We start from the raw sequence: 19,209 nt of genomic DNA, 5'->3' as shown, positions 1-19,209 counted from the left end.
GAATGTCATATTCACCCTTTAATACTTTTAGTATAAGTGATTTCGGAGGAAATTAACACGAAAATGTATCCGTTTACACTAATTATTTTGAAAATTGTGAATTTGTTAGTTATAATATGCATTAAGCATTCGATTTCATTAAGAGGGGGATTTAGAATGAAAGTAGAAGTATATAAAGGGGAAGAAGGAAATTTTAACCTTCAAAACTATGAGAAACAATACAACAACTTTGATTGGAAAGAGGTCGAAAAAGCATTTTCATGGTATGACACAGGTAAAGTGAATATGGCGCATGAATGTATCGATCGCCATGTGGATGAAGGTAAAGGAGAAAAAGTTGCACTTCATTATAAAGATGATCAGCGACAAGAAAGTTATACTTTCAGTGAAATGAAATCAAAATCAAATAAAGCTGCAAATGTTTTAAAAGATAAAGCCAACGTTGAAAAAGGTGATCGTGTATTTATTTTTATGCCAAGAACACCTGAACTTTATTTTGCGTTATTTGGTATTTTGAAAATAGGTGCAATTGTAGGCCCATTATTTGAAGCATTTATGGAAAAAGCTGTTGGGGATAGACTAGAAAATAGTGAGGCAAAAGTAATAGTTACTACTAACAGTTTATTGCCAAGAATACCTGTAGATAAGTTACCAAATTTAGAAACAATCATTGTAGTTGATAATGATGTAGATGGTGCATATGTAGATTTCAATAGTGAATTTGAACAAGCGAGTGATCAATTTGAAACGGAATGGTTAGATTTAGATGATGGTTTGATTTTACATTATACATCAGGCTCAACTGGTCAACCTAAAGGTGTATTACATGCGCAAAAAGCGATGTTAGTACATTATATTTCAGGTAAATATGTACTTGATTTTAAAGATGATGATGTGTATTGGTGTACAGCAGATCCAGGATGGGTCACTGGAACATCTTATGGTATATTTAGCCCTTGGTTAAACGGCGTTACGAATTGTATTGCGGGAGGTAGATTTTCTCCTGAAGCATGGTATGGTATGATAGAAGAATTTAAAGTGACTATATGGTATACGGCTCCAACAGCATTAAGAATGTTAATGAGTGCTGGTGATGATATTGTTGAAAAATATGACTTGTCATCATTAAAGAGTATTTTATCTGTCGGAGAACCATTAAACCCTGAAGTCATTAAATGGGCAAAAGATGTATTTGGACTGCGTGTGCTAGATACTTGGTGGATGACTGAAACAGGTGGCCATATGATTGTAAACTATCCTTCGATGGATGTGAAATTAGGTTCAATGGGTAAACCATTACCAGGTATTGAGGCATCAATTGTAGATGATCAAGGTAATGAATTACCTCCTAATCGCATGGGTAATTTGGCAATTAAAAAAGGTTGGCCATCCATGATGATTTCTATTTGGAATAATCCTGAAAAATATGAATCGTATTTCATTGGTGACTGGTATGTATCTGGAGACTCAGCTTATAAAGACGAAGATGGATATTTCTGGTTCCAAGGTCGTGTAGATGATGTAATCATGACTGCTGGTGAACGCGTAGGTCCATTTGAAGTAGAATCGAAATTAGTGGAGCACGAAGCAGTTGCAGAAGCAGGCGTCATTGGTAAACCAGATCCTGTACGCGGTGAAATTATTAAAGCATTTGTTGCGTTACGCCCTGAATTTGAGGAAAGTGATGAGTTGAAAGAAGAAATTCGTAAGTTTGTTAAAGAAGGTTTAGCTGCACATGCTGCACCACGTGAAATAAAATTTAAAGAAAAATTACCGAAAACACGTTCAGGTAAAATTATGCGTCGCGTACTAAAAGCATGGGAACTTGACTTGCCAGAAGGCGACTTAAGTACGATGGAAGATTAATTAAATACAAAGTGTTAAAGTTTTATTTCACATGCAAAACTTGCTAAAAACACTCCTTTATTGATAGGTTTTAACTTTGCTTAAAATTTTGAAATAAAGGAGTTTTTAGTGTAATAAAACAATATGAGTATAAATGTATATCATAATTTTACAAAAGTAGCTTATTATTTTGAAAGCGTTATCTCTATTAATCGACAACACAACATTATTTGGTTATTATGAATATGTAAGGAATTTTGACTCACTGATTGAAATTTGATTTTTAAAAGTGATTAAAATTTATAAAAGAAGGGGCGAATGAATTTGGCACATTTATCAGACTTAGATATTGCTAATCAATCAACATTACAACCTATAGGGGACATAGCTGAAAAAGTAGGTATTCCAGCAGATGCTTTAGAACCATATGGACACTATAAGGCTAAGATAGATATTAACCAAGTTAAACAAAAAGATAACAAAGGGAAAGTCGTATTAGTAACAGCTATGAGCCCAACACCAGCTGGTGAGGGGAAATCAACAGTTACTGTTGGTTTGTCTGATGCATTTAACCAATTAAAGAAAAATGTAATGGTTGCATTACGTGAACCAGCTTTAGGACCAACGTTTGGTATTAAAGGTGGAGCGACAGGTGGCGGATACGCTCAAGTGTTACCGATGGAAGATATTAACTTGCATTTTAATGGTGATTTCCATGCGATTACTACAGCGAATAATGCTTTATCAGCATTTATTGATAACCATATTCATCAAGGCAATGACTTAGGCATTGACCAAAGAAGAATTGAGTGGAAACGCGTTTTAGACATGAATGATCGTGCGCTAAGAAATGTGATTGTAGGATTAGGTGGGCCAACGCAAGGTGTACCACGTGAAGATGGTTTCAATATTACAGTGGCTTCAGAAATTATGGCAATTTTATGTTTAGCTAATGATATTCAAGATTTAAAATCTAAAATCAGCAAAATTACAGTAGGTTATACAAGAGATCGTAAACCTGTCACTGTTGCGGATTTAAAAGTTGAAGGTGCATTAGCAATGATACTTAAAGACGCAATCAAACCAAATTTAGTCCAAACGATTGAAGGTACACCTGCATTAGTACACGGTGGCCCATTTGCAAATATTGCACATGGTTGTAACTCAATTCTTGCTACTCAAACAGCAAGAGAATTAGCTGATATTGTCGTAACAGAAGCAGGCTTTGGCTCAGATTTAGGTGCTGAGAAATTTATTAATATCAAGGCACGTGAAGCAGGATTTGAACCATCAGCAGTCGTAGTAGTAGCTACGATTCGCGCGATTAAAATGCATGGCGGCGTTGCAAAAGACAACCTTAAAGAAGAAAACGTTGATGCATTAAAAGCAGGAATTGTAAACTTAGAACGCCATGTAAATAACGTGAAAAAATATGGGTTAGAACCAGTGATTGCATTAAATGCATTTATTCACGATACAGATGCAGAAACTAAATTTGTTCAAGAATGGGCAAAAGAAAATGGTGTACGACTAGCTTTAACAGAAGTTTGGGAAAAAGGTGGTAAAGGTGGTATCGATTTAGCTAACGAAGTGTTAGAAGTGATCGAACAACCACAAGATTTCAAACATTTATATGAACTAGAGCAACCATTAGAAGATAAAATTGAAACAATCGTAAAAGAAATTTACGGCGGTAGCAAAGTAACATTTAGTAGTAAAGCTCAAAAACAATTAAAACAATTTAAAGAAAATGGTTGGGATCATTATCCTGTATGTATGGCCAAAACACAATATTCATTTTCAGATGATGCAACGTTATTAGGTGCACCTGAAGGTTTTGAAATTACAATCCGTGAATTAGAAGCGAAAACAGGTGCAGGGTTTATTGTCGCACTGACTGGTGCAATAATGACAATGCCTGGTTTACCTAAACAACCTGCCGCATTAAAAATGGATGTTACAGATGATGGACATGCAGTTGGTTTATTCTAAATATTTGTTTAAAAAGTTTAGAAAAAGGCCTAACGATTTCTGACTTTAAAATAGGGGTCAATTTATAACGAAACTGACCTCAATCAGTGAGACTAAATAAAAACACTTTCGTTGGATTCGTTTTAAATGAATCATTCGAAAGTGTTTTTCTATGTGCAATGTTGTTTATCTTAGAGATATAAAAACTAACTCATTTACGTATGGATTAGTCTTTACTTTGGTAAAATATATTAATGAATTATTTTATTTAGTCATTAAATGAGATTTAATATCATAATTTTCTGCACGTCTATAATCATAAAGGGTAATTTCATCTTCTACTAACATACGTTTTAATACATAATGCTGTCTATTTAAACTGACTTGGATTTGATCACTAGGTTTAAGTGAGCCATCTTCATTATAGGGTGTGTAATAGTAGGGACTTTGTAATAACCCAACTAAATAAGCAGATTCAGCAATATTCAAATCCTCAGCAGGTTTGCCAAAAATACTATAAGCAGCTGAACCTATCCCAGAAATATTTGTGCCATTATAATCACGACCAAAAGGAACAATATTTAAATATGTATATAAAATTTCATCTTTAGTCAGTATTTTTTCAGCACGCATTGAGAGTACTAGTTCATTTGCTTTTCGGTTATATGTTTTTTTATTGGTTAAAACTTGATTTTTAACAAGTTGTTGTGTAATTGTACTACCGCCCGTAGCATCCATCGAATTAAATATATCTTGACCAATCGCCCTTAAAACGGCTTTAGGTAAAATACCATTATGTTGAAAGAACAAGCTGTCTTCTGAAGCGGTTAATGCTTTGATCACATTACTATTAACATGTTTTGGACCAACGATAAGTGTATTAATAGAATTGTTATATTCTGATAAAATGTTATCACTTTTATAATCAATATCTTCATTACCAGACACATTTAATAATTTATGTTTTAATTCATTATCTGACATATGCGTTGCTTCTTTTGTTAAATTTTGAAAATAAAGTACAGATATTGCGAGTAAGATAACCAAAGAACAGCTAAATATGAAAAACAAACCTACGAAAAAGTGTTTGATTTTTTTATAAATAAATTCAAACTGTTCCAGTCTAGTAAGTTGTTTATTTTTATGATTGTCTATATCAAACGTCTGTTTTTCCATAGTGGTCCTCCTTAGCTAAACAGTATTATAACATAATACAGAGTGTTGACTTTTAAAATAGAATTAAATATAATTAATATCAATTCGATATCGTTTTTGGATAGAGGAGAAGTAATATATTGTATCATCTTCAGAGAGTTAGTGATTGCTGCGAACTAACGTTGGTCTTTATATGAATACACCTTTATAGCGTAATTATCCAAACGTTTTAGTTAATGAACGTATCATTAATAAAGTTGTTTGACTTAAAGTATGGTGGTACCGTGCATATGCGCCCTTACATAATTATGTAAGGGCGCTTTTTTGCATTTTCTGAGATTATTTTCTTGAATCATAGAAGTGATGCAAATAAAGCCTATTCAAAACTTTATCAATATTTAATTAGGAGGTTGATATCATGACAAATGCATTAATTGAAGAATTAAAATGGAGAGGCTTAATTTATCAACAAACGGATGAAACAGGTATTGAAAATTTATTAAATAAAGAACAAGTTACGTTATACTGTGGTGCCGATCCAACTGCAGATAGTTTACACATTGGTCATTTATTGCCGTTCTTAACTTTACGTCGTTTTCAAGAGCATGGTCATCGACCACTTGTGTTAATTGGTGGCGGTACTGGAATGATAGGTGACCCATCTGGTAAATCAGAAGAAAGAAAGTTACAAACTGAGGAACAAGTTGAAACCAATGTACAAGGTATTAGTAAACAAATGCATAAAATTTTTGAATTTGACACAAATAAAGGTGCAAAACTAGTTAATAATAAAGATTGGCTTGGACAAATATCATTAATTGAATTTTTACGTGATTATGGTAAACATGTCGGTGTAAATTACATGCTAGGCAAAGATTCTATTCAAACGCGTTTAGAACACGGTATTTCATTTACAGAATTTACTTACACAATTTTACAAGCAATTGATTTCGGACATCTTAATCAAACATACAATTGTAAAATTCAAGTGGGCGGTTCAGACCAATGGGGCAATATCACTAGTGGTATTGAACTCATGCGTCGTATGTATGGAGAAAATGAAGCATTTGGTCTAACGATTCCTCTAGTAGTTAAATCTGATGGTAAAAAATTTGGTAAAACAGAAGGTGGAGCAGTATGGTTAGATGCTGACAAAACAAGTCCTTATGAATTCTACCAATTTTGGATTAATTCAACAGATGAAGATGTTATTAAATTTTTAAAATACTTCACATTTTTAAGTAAAGCAGAAATAAATGATTTAGAAAAATCATTGCAAGAAGCACCGCATTTACGAGAAGCACAAAAAGCATTAGCTGAAAATGTAACTAGATTTATTCATGGCCAAGATGCATTAGATGATGCAATTAGAATTTCACAAGCGTTATTTTCAGGTGATTTGAAATCACTTTCAGCTAAAGAATTAAAAGAAGGATTTAAAGATGTACCACAAGTTGACTTAAACCACACGACTTCGAACATTGTTGAAGCCATTGTTGAAACGGGCATATCTTCATCTAAAAGACAAGCACGTGAAGACATAAATAATGGTGCGATTTATATAAACGGTGAAAGACAACAAGATGTAAATTATGAATTGTCAGATGAAGATAAGATCGATAATGCATTTACAATTGTGCGTAGAGGTAAGAAAAAATACTTTATGATTAATTATAAATAAGGACATTTTTAATCGTAAGAGTTGAAAGATAAAAGGTGAGTGAAACTGAAATCTAATTTTATTAAAATGATTTTGTCGTCCCACCACTAGTAGTGAAGACTACATTTGAAAAAATTAGAACTTAAGCTCATGCATAAGTCCCACTACTCAATTTATTGAGTAGTGGGACTTTATCATCTACTGACAATATAAAGGAGTTTGGACATCATTGATGTCCAAACTCCTTTTTTTAAAGATTAAGTTTTGTGTCTTGTTTTCTTAACATATTAATACATTTTATTAATTAAAAGGGACGACTTCTTCTTTAGATGAGTCTGTGCTATTGGACTTTTGTTCTGTTAATTTCACATCTACGCTTTGTGTTTTTCCTTTTCTTTCAATTGTTAGATTAACATTGTCACCTGGTTTTTTATGTTCATATAAATAAGAGCGTAGTTCTGTATCTTCTTGGACTTTTTCATCATCTATTTTTGTAATAATGTCGCCTTCTTTTAGTCCACTATCAGCATATACTTTGGCTACATATATACCTTGTTTTCTATCCGTATTTAATTGTTTTTTATACTCATCTGGTATTTCACTTAAATTTAGTAAACCAATACCAATTGAAGGGCGATCGATTTTTCCATTTTTAACGAGTTCTTTAATTGTAACTTTCACTTCGTTACTAGGTATTGCGAAACCAATACCTTCAACTTGTTCATTTGCTATTTTCATAGAATTTATACCTACTAAATTCCCATTTAAATCTACTAATGCACCACCAGAATTACCAGGGTTAATGGCTGCATCTGTTTGTAGTACATTTACTTTGTTCGCACCTGCTGATGTTTGCGTATCAATTGTACGTTCGCTAGCTGAAATAATACCTGATGTTACAGAATTTGCGAATTCTAAACCTAGTGGGTTACCCATTGCAAATACGCTGTCACCAGTTTTTACTTTAGAAGAATTTGCAAAGTCTATCGCTTTTGTACCTTTGGTATCATCAATTTTTAATACAGCAATATCAGTAAGTGCATCTTTACCTATTAATTTGGCATCTACTTGATTAGAGTTATGTAATTGTACTTTAATTTCACTAGCACCATCGATTACGTGATTATTTGTAACAATATATGCGGATCCATTATTTTTTTGATAAATCACACCAGAACCCACGCCAGCTTCTTCTGATTTAGCAGATTTTCCTTTAAGTAAGTCATCTAAATTTTGAGCTTTTTGCATATTAATGACACCAACAATTGCAGGTGACACATCTGTAATCATTTGATTCACAGAATCATACTTATCACTTTTGCCATCTAATGAATTACCAGCATTATTGTTATTATTCGCTTCTTTAACAGTTGAACCGTTATCTTCCAAAACTGTATTTTCCATTACTTTACCAATACCTAAGACGATGAGTGCACCTATGATACCAGCTATGAGTGCAACAAGTACAGTTTTGAACCATGGAAATTTTGGTTTTGTTCGTTTACTAAATGTTGGTCGGCTGTAATTTGATGTTTGCGCATCAGGTTGTTTATTGTTTGTATTTTGATCATTGTTCAAATCTGACATATTATACCTCCGATTTATTCTTTAACTCCTATTATGAAAGCTTTGTCCAACTTTTTCTAGTATATCACTATACAACTTTAGACTGAAATATAAATTATCTTGTTCATTAATGCACTAAATGATAGAATCAATAAGGTAATATAAGGTGAAAAAAGTAGGTGGAAAAATGTATAGATTTATTAGCAGTATATTAAATTTAATTATACGTAAAATATGTAAATCATTAGAAGTGCAAGGGGAAGAAAATATTCCTCAATTACATAGGTATGTCGTCACTTGTACTCACGAAAGTTACAATGAAGTCATTATGTTAGGTATGGCTATTTATCCAAATCAAATTCATTATATGGCCAAAAAAGAGTTGTTTAATAATAAGTGGTTCGGTGGATTTTTAAGTTCACTTAATGCTTTTCCAGTCGACAGAGAAAATCCTGGTCCAAGCACGTTGAAAAAGCCAATTAAATTATTAAAAGAAAATAAAACAGTTGGTATTTTTCCAACTGGCCATCGTATGAAATATGACGAAGGTTCACCGATGAAACGAGGTGCAGTTACAATTGCTATGATGGCGCAAGCACCCATCTTACCAGCGGCATATATTGGTCCCAAAAAAATTCAGGGCTTAATCACAGGCAAATCAATTATTAAATTTGGTGAACCTATTGACACTAAAAATTTACCAAAAGATATGAAACGAAATGAAAAATTAGAATATTTAACAAAAGAATTGGAAAAAAGAACAATTCAATTACAAAATGAATTAAATGCATCTGTAGCACATAAATAATTCATTTTACTCATTTTGAATCTTATTTTATATACGAATTTTATAAAACTTGTGTTATTATGGAACTGTACAATGACAACAAGTATAACGCTTTCATTCACCACGTGGACATTTTGTACATGTGGTGATTTTTTTGGTAATTTATTGGGAAATGGGGAATGATTATGTATAGTTTCTTTCAACGTTTGGGAAGATCGCTCATGTTGCCAGTTGCAGTGTTACCAGCAGCTGCTATTATCGTTGGTATTGGTAATGCATTAACAGCACTTGGTATACTGCCAACCATAGCTGCGTTCTTTTCTACAGCAGGTTCAACGATACTAGGGCAACTAGGAATATTATTTGCAATTGGGGTCGCTTTAGGTATGGCAAAAAAAAATGACGGAGCAGTGGCGCTTGCTGCAGCTGTTGGTTTCTTCTTAACAACCGTCGTGCTTAGTCCTGAAAAATTAGCACCATTATTGGGTGTAAAAGAAACAGGAGTAAATGAAGCGTTCGAACAAATGAATAATCAAAACGTCTTAATCGGTTTGATTATCGGTTTAGTTGCTGCATATACGTATAACAGATTTAGTAAAACAGAACTGCCAACAGCGTTATCGTTCTTTAGTGGTAAACGTTTGGTACCTATTTTAACTGCATTCTTTAGTATATTTATCGCGGTTATTATGTTGTTTGTTTGGCCAGTTGTGTACTCAGCAATTGTTGCATTTGGAACATGGATATTAGATTTAGGTCCTGGTGGTGCATTTTTATATGGCTTTTTCAACCGTTTGTTAATACCGACAGGATTACACCATGCACTGAATGCAGTATTTTGGTTTGATTTAGCAGGTATTAATGATATCGCTAAATTCCAAACAGGTGATGGTGCCGTTAAAGGTATTACAGGACGCTATATGGCTGGTTTCTTCCCAGTAATGATGTTTGGGATTCCAGCAGCAGCATTAGCGATGTATCATACTGCTGAGACAAAACAGAAAAAAAGAGTTTATGGCTTAATGTTTGGTGGAGCGATTTCAGCATTTTTCGTTGGCGTGACTGAGCCAATCGAATTTTCATTTATGTTTGTAGCACCAATACTATTTGTTATTCATGCACTATTAACTGGTTTATCTCTGTTTATTGCAGCGCTATTCCACTGGACGGCAGGGTTCTCATTTAGTGCGGGGTTAATTGACTTTTTACTATCTCTGATTAATCCAGTAGCAAATCATCCACTGATGTTAATGGTTCAAGGCGTAGTGTTCTTTGTTATTTATTATGTTGTATTTAGATTAGCGATAAAATGGTTGAAACTTAATACACCTGGTCGTGGTGATAACTTACTACCTGACCCGACATCAGAAGAAGCTACAACAGGTGACACTGCAGATTCAGCTGAGTCTGAAGGGGAGTTACAGAAAAATAAGTATTCAAAAACGGCTAGTCAAATCGTAGAAGGTCTTGGTGGCAAAGAAAACATTACTTCTTTAACAAATTGTGCTACTCGTTTACGTATGGAACTCAATGATAATAGTATTATTGATGAAACTAAGATAAAAAGTGCTGGTGCAGTAGGTGTTACAACAAGCGGTAAGCACAACACCCAAGTTATCATTGGGACGCAAGTACAACAAGTAGCAGACGAAATGGAAGCACAACTAGAAGATCATAGTTAGATAGACGTCGTTTGAAAGTTTTATTATAAAGTTGTAGCAATTCATACAATCACGTTTGGAAATTAGCGATAAGTACATGTTATCGTTTCATTTTCAAGCGTGATTTTATTTTCAAATTAATTTCATGAAATTAATAATATATTTCTCTATATATCTTTTGGAAATACATTGCTCTTTTCACATGTAAATAGTACGATATACTAGTATCAGAATTTTCTGATTAAAGGAGAGGAACTAAGATGAAGTCGGTATTATTTGATGTTGATGGTGTGTTTTTAAGTGAAGAAAGGTGCTTTGATGTATCTGCATTAACGGTTTATGAAATGTTAATGAGTAAAGATTATATTGCTATTGACCCGTCTATAGATTTTCATGAACTGGGTGATGAGCAAATTTCTGAAATAAGAGATATTGTCTTCTACCATGATGAGATCTTAACAAAGTTAAAATCTTTAGGGTTGAATTCAAACTGGGATATGTTATTTATTGTTATTGCATTACATTACATTGATTTATGCAAATCACTTACTCAAGAGGAATTGTCTATTGCATTGAATTCAAAAAGCTTTAGTGAACAAACGCTACAATTTCTCGGTGATCATATTTCTGATATTGAGCTTAATTTTGAATTACCACTTTCATTTTTAGATGGTTTAAGTTCTGGTAAAGCAAATATATATCAAGCATTAATTGAACATGCAAAAGTACAGTTAAATACAAAAGATGCTGAATTATTTGAGTTGAAAAGTCCTTTCTGGACGCTAGCACAAGAAATATATCAGGAATGGTATTTAGGTTGCGAATTATATCATGAAGTAGAACAGAAACAACAGCGCACTGACTTTAAAAAAGGCTATATATATCAAGAGGTAGTGCTTAGACCTGTTAGTGAAATCAAGCAATTGTTAGAAGATTTAAAAGAGGCTGGTTACCAAATTGCCATTGCTACAGGCCGACCACGTACTGAGACAATCGTTCCATTTGAAACATTAGGGATTAAATCATTGTTTGACGATTTACATATTGTGACTGCTAGTGATGTATTGATTGCAGAAGAACATTTTCCTGATTTAAAGCCGCTAGGGAAACCCAATCCATTTAGCTATTTAGCAACGCTAGATGGTAATGATTTGCAACATTATAAAAAATATGCAACAAATCAAGAAAATCGTGTAAACCCAGATGAAGTATTTATTGTTGGTGATTCATTAGCTGATTTATTAAGTGCGAAAAAGATAGGCGCAACTTTTATCGGTCCTTTAACAGGTTTGAAAGGCCAAAATGCACGTGAGGAATTAGAAAGCTATGATGCTGAATATATCGTTAATCATGTAGGTGAAATTCGAGATATTTTATTATAATACAAATATTGAAGATTGAAGAATATAAGGGATATTAATATATATTTACACCTTGTTAAAGCTGATTACGATTAATGACTTACAGGGTTTACTTAAACTAAAACGCATATATAAACATTTCGAATGATATGAGTAGCTCCACGATGATGTTGAATGCATCGCATACTTTTTAGGAATTGTTTCAACGATTTTATTTACATGTCGTGATACATTACTTATAGAGATTTTGTAATGTGTTGACGCCAGGGGGAATGATATGAGTGAGAGACTACAGGCTCGAGCCATATCCTCAGGCAAGCATGTACGATTAAAATCGTAGTATTTTAAATATAAAGAGGGGCAATCCATATTAAGGATTGCCCCTCTTATTTTGAGAATGGGGATTTAAGTCCCAGCCTTTATTTTTCTGCTATTTATGTCCAGACGCTTAAATAGTATTTCATATGAATAAGACAGTTAATAATAGTTCAAATTAAATGTATCTTGATAAAAAGTTGACAGGACAATCATTTTGTTGTCCTGTCAGTTTATTATTGTTAAATATTGTAATTTTCATTAGCTGCAACATCTAATTCTACACTTCTTATTAGATTAAATCCTTCAATTTCATACAAAGCATCGATTACATCTTGTGTTACAGGATGATCAATCGATAAAATCATCAACGCATTACCACCTTGGTTTGTGCGCCCTAAATGCATAGAAGCGATATTGATATTGTATTCACCTAATATTTGTCCTGTACGTCCTACAATACCTGGTCTATCGTTATGATTGATAACCAATTGATGTTTTTCAGGTTTGAAATCAACAGGGTATTCATTAATACGTACGATTCTTGGGCCATAGCCATTTAGTACAGTTGCACCAATTTTAATTTGTGTGTCTTTATTAATTAAAGTTAATTCAATATAATTGCTAAATCCACGATGTTTGGTATCTTTTTCTATATTATATGATACACCTTGCTCATTTAGTAATACTAAGGCATTTATTAAGTTGACACGTTCTGCTAAATCTTGGCGTAATACACCTGATACAAGGGTTCTAGTAAGTAAACTTGTATCATCCAGTGCGATATCCCCTTTATATTTAATTTGTAACTCACGAGGGGCTTTTTCCAATAATTGAATACCTACTTCACCAGTTAATTTACTTAATTCAATATATGGCTTTAATTCATCATTAATTTCATTGAAGGACATTTTTGGTGCGTTAATCGCATTAACGACATTACCGTTTTCAAATATGTCTATGATTTCATTGGCAACGGAGACTGCAACTTTTTCTTGTGCTTCAACAGTGGATGCACCCAGGTGTGGTGTGACGATGATTTTATCATGCGCAACAAGTGGTGATTCAGTTGCAGGTTCGCTTTCAAATACATCAATTGCAGCGCCCTGAATTTGATTAGTATCTAATGCTTCGACAAGCGCATCTTCATCAATGATACCTCCGCGCGCAACATTGATAATTTGAAGGGTCGGTTTTGCTTTTTCAAAAAATGCTTTATCTACAATACCTTTTGTTTTTGGAGTCAGCGGTGTATGCACTGTTACAAAATCTGCTTGTTCAGCAATTTCATCAACTGTAGCACGTGTCACATTAAGTTCTTTAGCTTTGTCTTCTGACAGATAAGGATCAAAAGCAAGTATGTTCATACCAAAGCTTTGTGCACGTTTTGCTACACCAATTCCAATTCTCCCAGCACCAATAACACCTAATGTTTTATTATAAAGTTCAGTGCCTCTATAAGCTTTACGATCCCATTTACCATTTTTTAATGATTGGTGGGCTTGAGGGACGTTACGTGCCATGGATAAAATCATTGCCATCGAATGTTCAGTAGCTGAAATTGTATTCCCATCAGGTGCATTAATAACGATAACACCATGTTTAGTAGCAGCTTCTACATCAATATTATCCACACCAACACCTGCACGTGCGATGACTTTTAAGTTTGGTGCAGCAGCAATGATATTAGATGTGACTTGTGTTTGGCTACGTACAATCAGTCCCTCATAGTTAGGAATGATTTCAGCTAATTCTGTTTCATTCAAATCAGTTTGAATGTCGACATTAAAATCGCTATGATCTGTTAGACTTTTTAAACCATCTGGTGAAATTGGATCTGAAACTAAAATTTTATACATATGCTTTTACGACCTCCATATATTGTGTGATAGCTTTACCAACATAAGATTCATTTCTAAATTCTGACAATAGTATTTCTAACGCTGATACAACTTGTAAAATATCAAAAGGCGATATTTGCCCCATATGGCCAATACGTAATATTTGGCCTTTTAAATGACCCTGGCCACCAGCAATTGTAATGGCAAATCTATTTTTTAATTCACTCTTAATATAGTTGAGTTCATCTTTAGATTTTGGAGTGAACGCAGTGACAGTAGGAGACGCATAAACATCTTGAACCAATAATTCCAAATCTAATGCTTTCAATGCTTGTCTTAATCCATCCCTTATCGCATAATGCCTAGCAACAACTTGATCTAAACCTTCTGCATTGATTAGTTCGGCGTATGCGTTTACACCTCTAAATAAAGATACATTGGGTGTGAAAGGTGTTGAATGTTCAGCCAATGATTTTAAATATTTATTTAAATCTAAATAAAATCTAGGCGTTTCTACTGCGTTAAATCGTTCTTTTGCACGATTATTATAAGCTACAAATCCGAGACCGGGTGGAAGCATAATTGCTTTTTGACTACCTGAAACAAGTACATCGATATAATCCCGGTCTAAATCTACATCAACAGCTCCAATACAACTAACACCATCAACCACAAAATATATCGATGAATCAAAGTCGTTTAATGCTTTGCCAAGTTCATGAACAGGATGTAATACAGCCGTAGAAGTCTCGCAATATTGACTAAAGACTGCTGTGATTTCAGTGTTTAAAGATTTTAAAAAGTCGATAAAGTCAGGAACACTGACCGCTTGTCCCCATTCAACTTCAAATATATGTACATTATCGTAATAAGTTTCTGCAATTTGTTTAAATCTATTGCCAAATGCACCAGAAACAATTACAACGATGTCATCATCTGGATTTGCTATATTTAGCATACTCGCTTCAAGTACGCTGGTTCCACTTGAAGTAAGTATCATAACCTCATTTTTAGAACCAAAGATAGGTTTAAGTGATTTAAAAGCTTGTTCTGCGATTGCTTCAAAATCACTTGATCGATGTCCGACCATTGGTAATTGTGTAGCGTGTAATATATGTTCTGGTACAGGTGTTGGTCCTGGTGTAAGTAACAAAGGATGATAATATTTCATGTGTAATTCCCCCAATGCTTATGATTGTCAAGTTTAGCAAATTTTCAGAAAATATAAAAGTGTAAAAATTTAAAATAATTAAATATATTCAAATTTCTAATAATATGTAAGGGCATACATTGTTATTATAATCATATTCCGTCATACATAAAATGATTGCAAAATTATTTTAATATAGGTTCTATTTTGACGTCGACATTGCCTCTTATAGAATTTGAAATCATGCAATTATTTTCTGCAATCTTTAGTAACTTTGGTAGTTTCTTTTTTAATTGTTCTTTCTGTGTTGTATCTACATTTATTTCAGGATAATGTGTAATGGTATCCATTTTAAATTTGGCATTTTCAAATATAGCTAATCCAATAGTTGATTGTTGTATATCAATATTGGTAAAACCTGAGCGTTCTAATACAGCCGCAAGGGAAATGATATAACAAGATGATGCTGCGGATACTAATAACTCATCAGGATTCGTACCAGTTCCATTTCCGCCTAGACCTGCTGGGATAGATATTTGTTCATTCAAAATATCACCAGAAAGTTTACCGACTGATTCTCGTCCATCTTCCCATTTTGTAGTTACTTTAAATTGATGTTGGACCATTGCTTTGACCTCCATTGTTTTTATGATAACTTAAGTTTAGTGGATTCTAGTTTATAATGAAAGGGGAGGGCACTTTTTATGTCATTTGAATACGAAAAACATCATATAATGTTAGTTGCGCATCGTGGCTTGGCAATGGATTATCCAGAAAACACCAGTATTGCTATTCAAGCTGCCCTTCAAAGCAATGCAGATATTTTAGAGATAGATCTACATAAAACGCGGGATGGTCAGTTAGTTGTGATACATGATGACACTATTGACAGAACATCAAATGGTAGGGGGAAGGTTGGAGAACAAACACTTAATGATTTAAGACAATATGATTATGGTATAAATAGTAATCCAAGATATACCAAACAAACATTGCTGACATTTGATGAAGTATTAACATTAATCAAAGCATCGTCTCAGGCATTATTAATAGAAATGAAACAACCTAAAAATTATCCCGGCATTGAAAATGATTTAATAGATAAACTAAAGCAATACGAGCTAGATAAAAATCAAGTGATCATTCAATCTTTTGATCAAAATTTTATAAAACAACTATATCTGAAGCATTATGGCTATCGATTAGGTGTTTTAATAAGCAAAAAACGATATTGGTATAAAATGCCATCTTTTAAAAAAATAGCTGAATATGCTGACTATGTTAATCCGCACTACTCATTAGTAACGAAACCCTTTATGAAAAAAGCACATTATCATGGATTAAAAGTAATGCCTTATACTGTTAATGAAAAAAGCCAAGCGATAAAACTGATCCGTATTGGTATAGATGGTCTTATTTCTGACAAACCACATCGTTTATTTTGTTAATTCAATGATTACCTGAGCTAAAGTACATGCATAAGTCCCACTCACCCAACTAGTTTAGAAGTGGTTTTAAGGATTACCTGAGCTAAAGCTCATGCATAACCCCCACTAACTCAACAAGTTGAGAAGTGGTTTTAAGGATTACCTGAGCTAAAGCTCATGCATAACCCCCACTAACTCAACAAGTTGAGAATTGGTTTTAAGGATTACCTGAGCTAAAGCTCATGCATAAGTCCCACTAACCCAACAAGTTGAGAAGTGGTTTTAAGGATTACCTGAGCTAAAGCTCATGCATAACCCCCACTAACTCAACAAGTTGAGAAGTGGGGGTTACATTTATTTTTGTTGATTAATCCAATCATCTCTTAAAAGACCCATTACATGGCAATCATTATATTTACCTCGTGTATAGAAATGTTCTTGTAAGGTACCTTCAATTTTAAAGTTTTGTTTTTGGTAAATATGTACAGCTTTTTCGTTCGTAACGTCTACAAATAAATATATTTTATGAAGGTTTAACACTAAAAAGGCATAATCTATGGCCATTTTAAATGCTTGAGAGGCATATCCTTTACCACCATATTGTTCATCTACGATAATTTGTATTTCGCAATTACTATGTATAAAATCAATTTCTACCAATTCAACCACGCCGATACGCTCAGAATCATTTTCGATAATAAATCTTCTTTCAGATTCATCTAATAGATGCTTTTTATAGAGTGATTGTAACTCACTTAAAGATTGATATGGTTCTTCAAACCAATAAGACATAATGGAATATTCATTATTTAAATGATGTACAAAGTCCAAATCTGTTTCTTCTAAAGCTCTAATTTTCAATGTTAACACTCCTTTTTACTAAATATAAACAAAGTGAAGAAAAATGTAAAATTGAAGAGAAGTACAGCGGAAGGTCTTTTAATTTCCTTTAGCATTAAGTGGATACAATGGGGGTATCTTGAAACCTTTCAATATGTTAACGTTTATTATTATTTTAGTTTAGAAATGATTGCGTAATGAGTTAATATCTACAAATTTGGATACAAAAAAACACCGACAAAAAAATTTGTCGATGTTTTAATAGAAAACTTATTATCTTGAGTAGTACTCAACGATAAGTTGTTCATTGATTTCAGCTGGTAATTCACTACGTTCAGGAATGCGAATGAATTTACCTTTTAAGTTGTCTGCATCAAACTCTAAGTAATCAGGTACAAAGTTGTTGATTTCAACAGATTCAGCAATGATATCTAATTTAGCAGATTTTTCACGTACTGAAACTTCTTGTCCTGGTTTAAGTGTGTATGATGGGATATCAACACGTTTACCGTCAACTTCGATATGACCATGGTTAACGATTTGACGTGCTTGACGACGTGTACGAGCTAAACCTAATGAATATACAACTGCATCTAAACGTGCAGCAAGTAATTGCATGAAGTTTTCACCATGTACACCATGTTGGTTACCAGCAATTTCGAATGTGTTACGGAATTGTCTTTCAGTCATGCCATATAAATAACGTAATTTTTGTTTCTCACGTAATTGTAAACCATACTCTGACATTTTTTTACGTTGGTTAGGACCATGTTGTCCTGGTGCGTAAGGACGTTTTTCTAATTCTTTACCTGTGCCACTTAAAGAAATACCTAAGCGACGAGATTTTTTCCAGTTTGAACCTCTGAATCGAGCCATAAATAGACTCCTCCTTTTTCTTTTTTGTTGTTATGAAAAAACAAAAAAGAGTGTTGCATGCTTAATTGGATATATTGTTTTATGTGTCCTCGCCTCATAGCTACGGTTACACGGCACGCCCACTTTGGGAACAACATAGCGCCAATTAATATACAACTGCTAATTTCGTTTATTCACACAAAGAACATTGTACCATGATATATTAATCTGTCAATAGACGACCTTGCGTTTGTTTGTAATAGAACAGGATTGGTTTATGATAATTGTTTTTCAATGATTGCTACAATGTTTTCTAAGCCTTGCTTATCTTCATTATTGAAACGGTTTGTGATAGGTGCATCTATATCTAAAACACCTATGACATTGCTATCTTTATGAATAGGTATTACAATTTCAGATTTACTGTTAGCATCGCAAGCAATATGTCCAGGAAATGCATTTACGTCTGCTACTAATTGTGATTCATCTTTGGCAACAGCAGTCCCACACACGCCTTTACCAATAGCGATATGTACACAAGCAGGGTGTCCTTGAAATGGACCAAGAATTAATTCGTTATCTTCTACTAAATAAAACCCTACCCAGTTAATTTGATCTAATGAATCATTTAACAGTGCAGATACGTTACTAAGGATGGCAATCATATTGGACTCATCTTCAATTAAACTTGAAACTTGCTTTTGTAATAAATCATAATTTGTTTCACTAACCTCTAGCATAAAAAAACCTCACTTTTTACTTTTCATTTAGTATA

General features: G+C 33.4%; 15 protein-coding genes. 7 read left to right on the top strand and 8 right to left on the bottom strand.

Annotated features, from left to right (window positions below):
- The first annotated feature begins 156 nt into the window (after window positions 1-156).
- Window positions 157-1,866 carry an acetate--CoA ligase gene (gene acsA / locus KA814_RS07290; protein WP_210122712.1) on the top strand — a complete coding sequence of 570 codons (1,710 nt, stop codon included), beginning with the start codon at window positions 157-159 and terminating at the stop codon, window positions 1,864-1,866.
- A 303-nt stretch (window positions 1,867-2,169) separates the two neighbouring features.
- Window positions 2,170-3,837 (top strand): formate--tetrahydrofolate ligase, encoded by a 1,668-nt coding sequence (locus KA814_RS07285; RefSeq protein WP_046206835.1) that lies wholly within the window; start codon window positions 2,170-2,172, stop codon window positions 3,835-3,837.
- Window positions 3,838-4,080: 243 nt separating this feature from the next.
- Here the strand turns inward: KA814_RS07285 and KA814_RS07280 are convergent, their stop codons facing one another.
- Complete coding sequence (locus KA814_RS07280) at window positions 4,081-4,992, bottom strand: biosynthetic peptidoglycan transglycosylase (protein ID WP_064208831.1); 912 nt, start codon at window positions 4,990-4,992, stop codon at window positions 4,081-4,083.
- A 397-nt stretch (window positions 4,993-5,389) separates the two neighbouring features.
- Here KA814_RS07280 and tyrS point away from each other — a divergent pair, with 397 nt between their 5' ends.
- Window positions 5,390-6,652, top strand: coding sequence for a tyrosine--tRNA ligase (tyrS, locus tag KA814_RS07275; RefSeq protein ID WP_064208832.1), 1,263 nt, complete (start codon window positions 5,390-5,392; stop codon window positions 6,650-6,652).
- 279 nt (window positions 6,653-6,931) lie between these two features.
- Here tyrS and KA814_RS07270 read toward each other — a convergent pair whose 3' ends face one another.
- Window positions 6,932-8,218 carry a S1C family serine protease gene (locus KA814_RS07270; RefSeq protein WP_064208833.1) on the bottom strand — a complete coding sequence of 429 codons (1,287 nt, stop codon included), beginning with the start codon at window positions 8,216-8,218 and terminating at the stop codon, window positions 6,932-6,934.
- Window positions 8,219-8,384: 166 nt separating this feature from the next.
- Between KA814_RS07270 and KA814_RS07265 the strand changes: the two genes are divergently transcribed.
- From KA814_RS07265 to KA814_RS07255, 3 genes are all read left to right on the top strand, one after another.
- Window positions 8,385-9,005, top strand: a complete 621-nt coding sequence (locus KA814_RS07265; RefSeq protein WP_046206839.1) for a lysophospholipid acyltransferase family protein — start codon at window positions 8,385-8,387, stop codon at window positions 9,003-9,005.
- Window positions 9,006-9,169: 164 nt separating this feature from the next.
- Window positions 9,170-10,666 carry an N-acetylglucosamine-specific PTS transporter subunit IIBC gene (gene nagE, locus KA814_RS07260; RefSeq protein WP_064208834.1) on the top strand — a complete coding sequence of 499 codons (1,497 nt, stop codon included), beginning with the start codon at window positions 9,170-9,172 and terminating at the stop codon, window positions 10,664-10,666.
- Window positions 10,667-10,905: 239 nt separating this feature from the next.
- On the top strand, window positions 10,906-12,027 hold the full coding sequence (locus tag KA814_RS07255) for an HAD family hydrolase (protein WP_064208835.1): 1,122 nt from the start codon (window positions 10,906-10,908) through the stop codon (window positions 12,025-12,027).
- Window positions 12,028-12,563: 536 nt separating this feature from the next.
- Here KA814_RS07255 and serA read toward each other — a convergent pair.
- From serA to KA814_RS07240, 3 genes are all read right to left on the bottom strand, one after another.
- Window positions 12,564-14,180: a phosphoglycerate dehydrogenase gene (gene serA / locus KA814_RS07250; RefSeq protein ID WP_064208836.1), complete on the bottom strand. Its 1,617-nt coding sequence runs from the start codon at window positions 14,178-14,180 to the stop codon at window positions 12,564-12,566.
- The gene (locus KA814_RS07245; RefSeq protein ID WP_064208837.1) at window positions 14,173-15,333 is read right to left on the bottom strand and encodes a pyridoxal-phosphate-dependent aminotransferase family protein; all 1,161 of its coding nucleotides are present in this window, start codon (window positions 15,331-15,333) and stop codon (window positions 14,173-14,175) included. Before KA814_RS07245 ends, serA begins: the two co-directional genes overlap by 8 nt.
- 164 nt (window positions 15,334-15,497) lie before the next feature.
- Window positions 15,498-15,938, bottom strand: coding sequence for an SACOL1771 family peroxiredoxin (locus KA814_RS07240; protein WP_210122711.1), 441 nt, complete (start codon window positions 15,936-15,938; stop codon window positions 15,498-15,500).
- A 78-nt stretch (window positions 15,939-16,016) separates the two neighbouring features.
- Between KA814_RS07240 and KA814_RS07235 the strand changes: the two genes are divergently transcribed.
- Entirely contained in the window at window positions 16,017-16,760 is a 744-nt protein-coding gene (locus KA814_RS07235; RefSeq protein ID WP_064208838.1) for a glycerophosphodiester phosphodiesterase, read from the top strand.
- A 333-nt stretch (window positions 16,761-17,093) separates the two neighbouring features.
- On the opposite strand, the gene KA814_RS07230 is transcribed toward KA814_RS07235, so the two are convergent.
- From KA814_RS07230 to KA814_RS07220, 3 genes are all read right to left on the bottom strand, one after another.
- Entirely contained in the window at window positions 17,094-17,600 is a 507-nt protein-coding gene (locus tag KA814_RS07230) for a GNAT family N-acetyltransferase (protein WP_046206846.1), read from the bottom strand.
- A 252-nt stretch (window positions 17,601-17,852) separates the two neighbouring features.
- Window positions 17,853-18,455 carry a 30S ribosomal protein S4 gene (rpsD, locus tag KA814_RS07225; RefSeq protein ID WP_019468598.1) on the bottom strand — a complete coding sequence of 201 codons (603 nt, stop codon included), beginning with the start codon at window positions 18,453-18,455 and terminating at the stop codon, window positions 17,853-17,855.
- Between the two features lie 254 nt (window positions 18,456-18,709).
- On the bottom strand, window positions 18,710-19,174 hold the full coding sequence (locus KA814_RS07220) for a GAF domain-containing protein (RefSeq protein WP_064208839.1): 465 nt from the start codon (window positions 19,172-19,174) through the stop codon (window positions 18,710-18,712).
- Between the last annotated feature and the right edge of the window lie 35 nt (window positions 19,175-19,209).

The sequence above is a fragment of the Staphylococcus sp. GDY8P196P genome, from assembly GCF_017891705.1.
GTDB classification, from domain to species: domain Bacteria; phylum Bacillota; class Bacilli; order Staphylococcales; family Staphylococcaceae; genus Staphylococcus; species Staphylococcus ureilyticus.
Note: the sequence above shows the minus strand (reverse complement) of the source record. Positions and strands in the feature narration are given on the sequence as shown.

Excerpts from the sequence above, each read along its gene's own strand:
- nagE (WP_064208834.1), top strand. The coding sequence starts at position 9,170 with ATGTATAGTTTCTTTCAACGTTTGGGAAGATCGCTCATGTTGCCAGTT.
- acsA (WP_210122712.1), top strand. The coding sequence starts at position 157 with ATGAAAGTAGAAGTATATAAAGGGGAAGAAGGAAATTTTAACCTTCAA.
- rpsD (WP_019468598.1), bottom strand. The coding sequence starts at position 18,455 with ATGGCTCGATTCAGAGGTTCAAACTGGAAAAAATCTCGTCGCTTAGGT.
- KA814_RS07245 (WP_064208837.1), bottom strand. The coding sequence starts at position 15,333 with ATGAAATATTATCATCCTTTGTTACTTACACCAGGACCAACACCTGTA.
- KA814_RS07270 (WP_064208833.1), bottom strand. The coding sequence starts at position 8,218 with ATGTCAGATTTGAACAATGATCAAAATACAAACAATAAACAACCTGAT.
- KA814_RS07255 (WP_064208835.1), top strand. The coding sequence starts at position 10,906 with ATGAAGTCGGTATTATTTGATGTTGATGGTGTGTTTTTAAGTGAAGAA.
- serA (WP_064208836.1), bottom strand. The coding sequence starts at position 14,180 with ATGTATAAAATTTTAGTTTCAGATCCAATTTCACCAGATGGTTTAAAA.
- KA814_RS07235 (WP_064208838.1), top strand. The coding sequence starts at position 16,017 with ATGTCATTTGAATACGAAAAACATCATATAATGTTAGTTGCGCATCGT.
- KA814_RS07280 (WP_064208831.1), bottom strand. The coding sequence starts at position 4,992 with ATGGAAAAACAGACGTTTGATATAGACAATCATAAAAATAAACAACTT.
- KA814_RS07265 (WP_046206839.1), top strand. The coding sequence starts at position 8,385 with ATGTATAGATTTATTAGCAGTATATTAAATTTAATTATACGTAAAATA.
- KA814_RS07220 (WP_064208839.1), bottom strand. The coding sequence starts at position 19,174 with ATGCTAGAGGTTAGTGAAACAAATTATGATTTATTACAAAAGCAAGTT.
- tyrS (WP_064208832.1), top strand. The coding sequence starts at position 5,390 with ATGACAAATGCATTAATTGAAGAATTAAAATGGAGAGGCTTAATTTAT.
- KA814_RS07240 (WP_210122711.1), bottom strand. The coding sequence starts at position 15,938 with ATGGTCCAACATCAATTTAAAGTAACTACAAAATGGGAAGATGGACGA.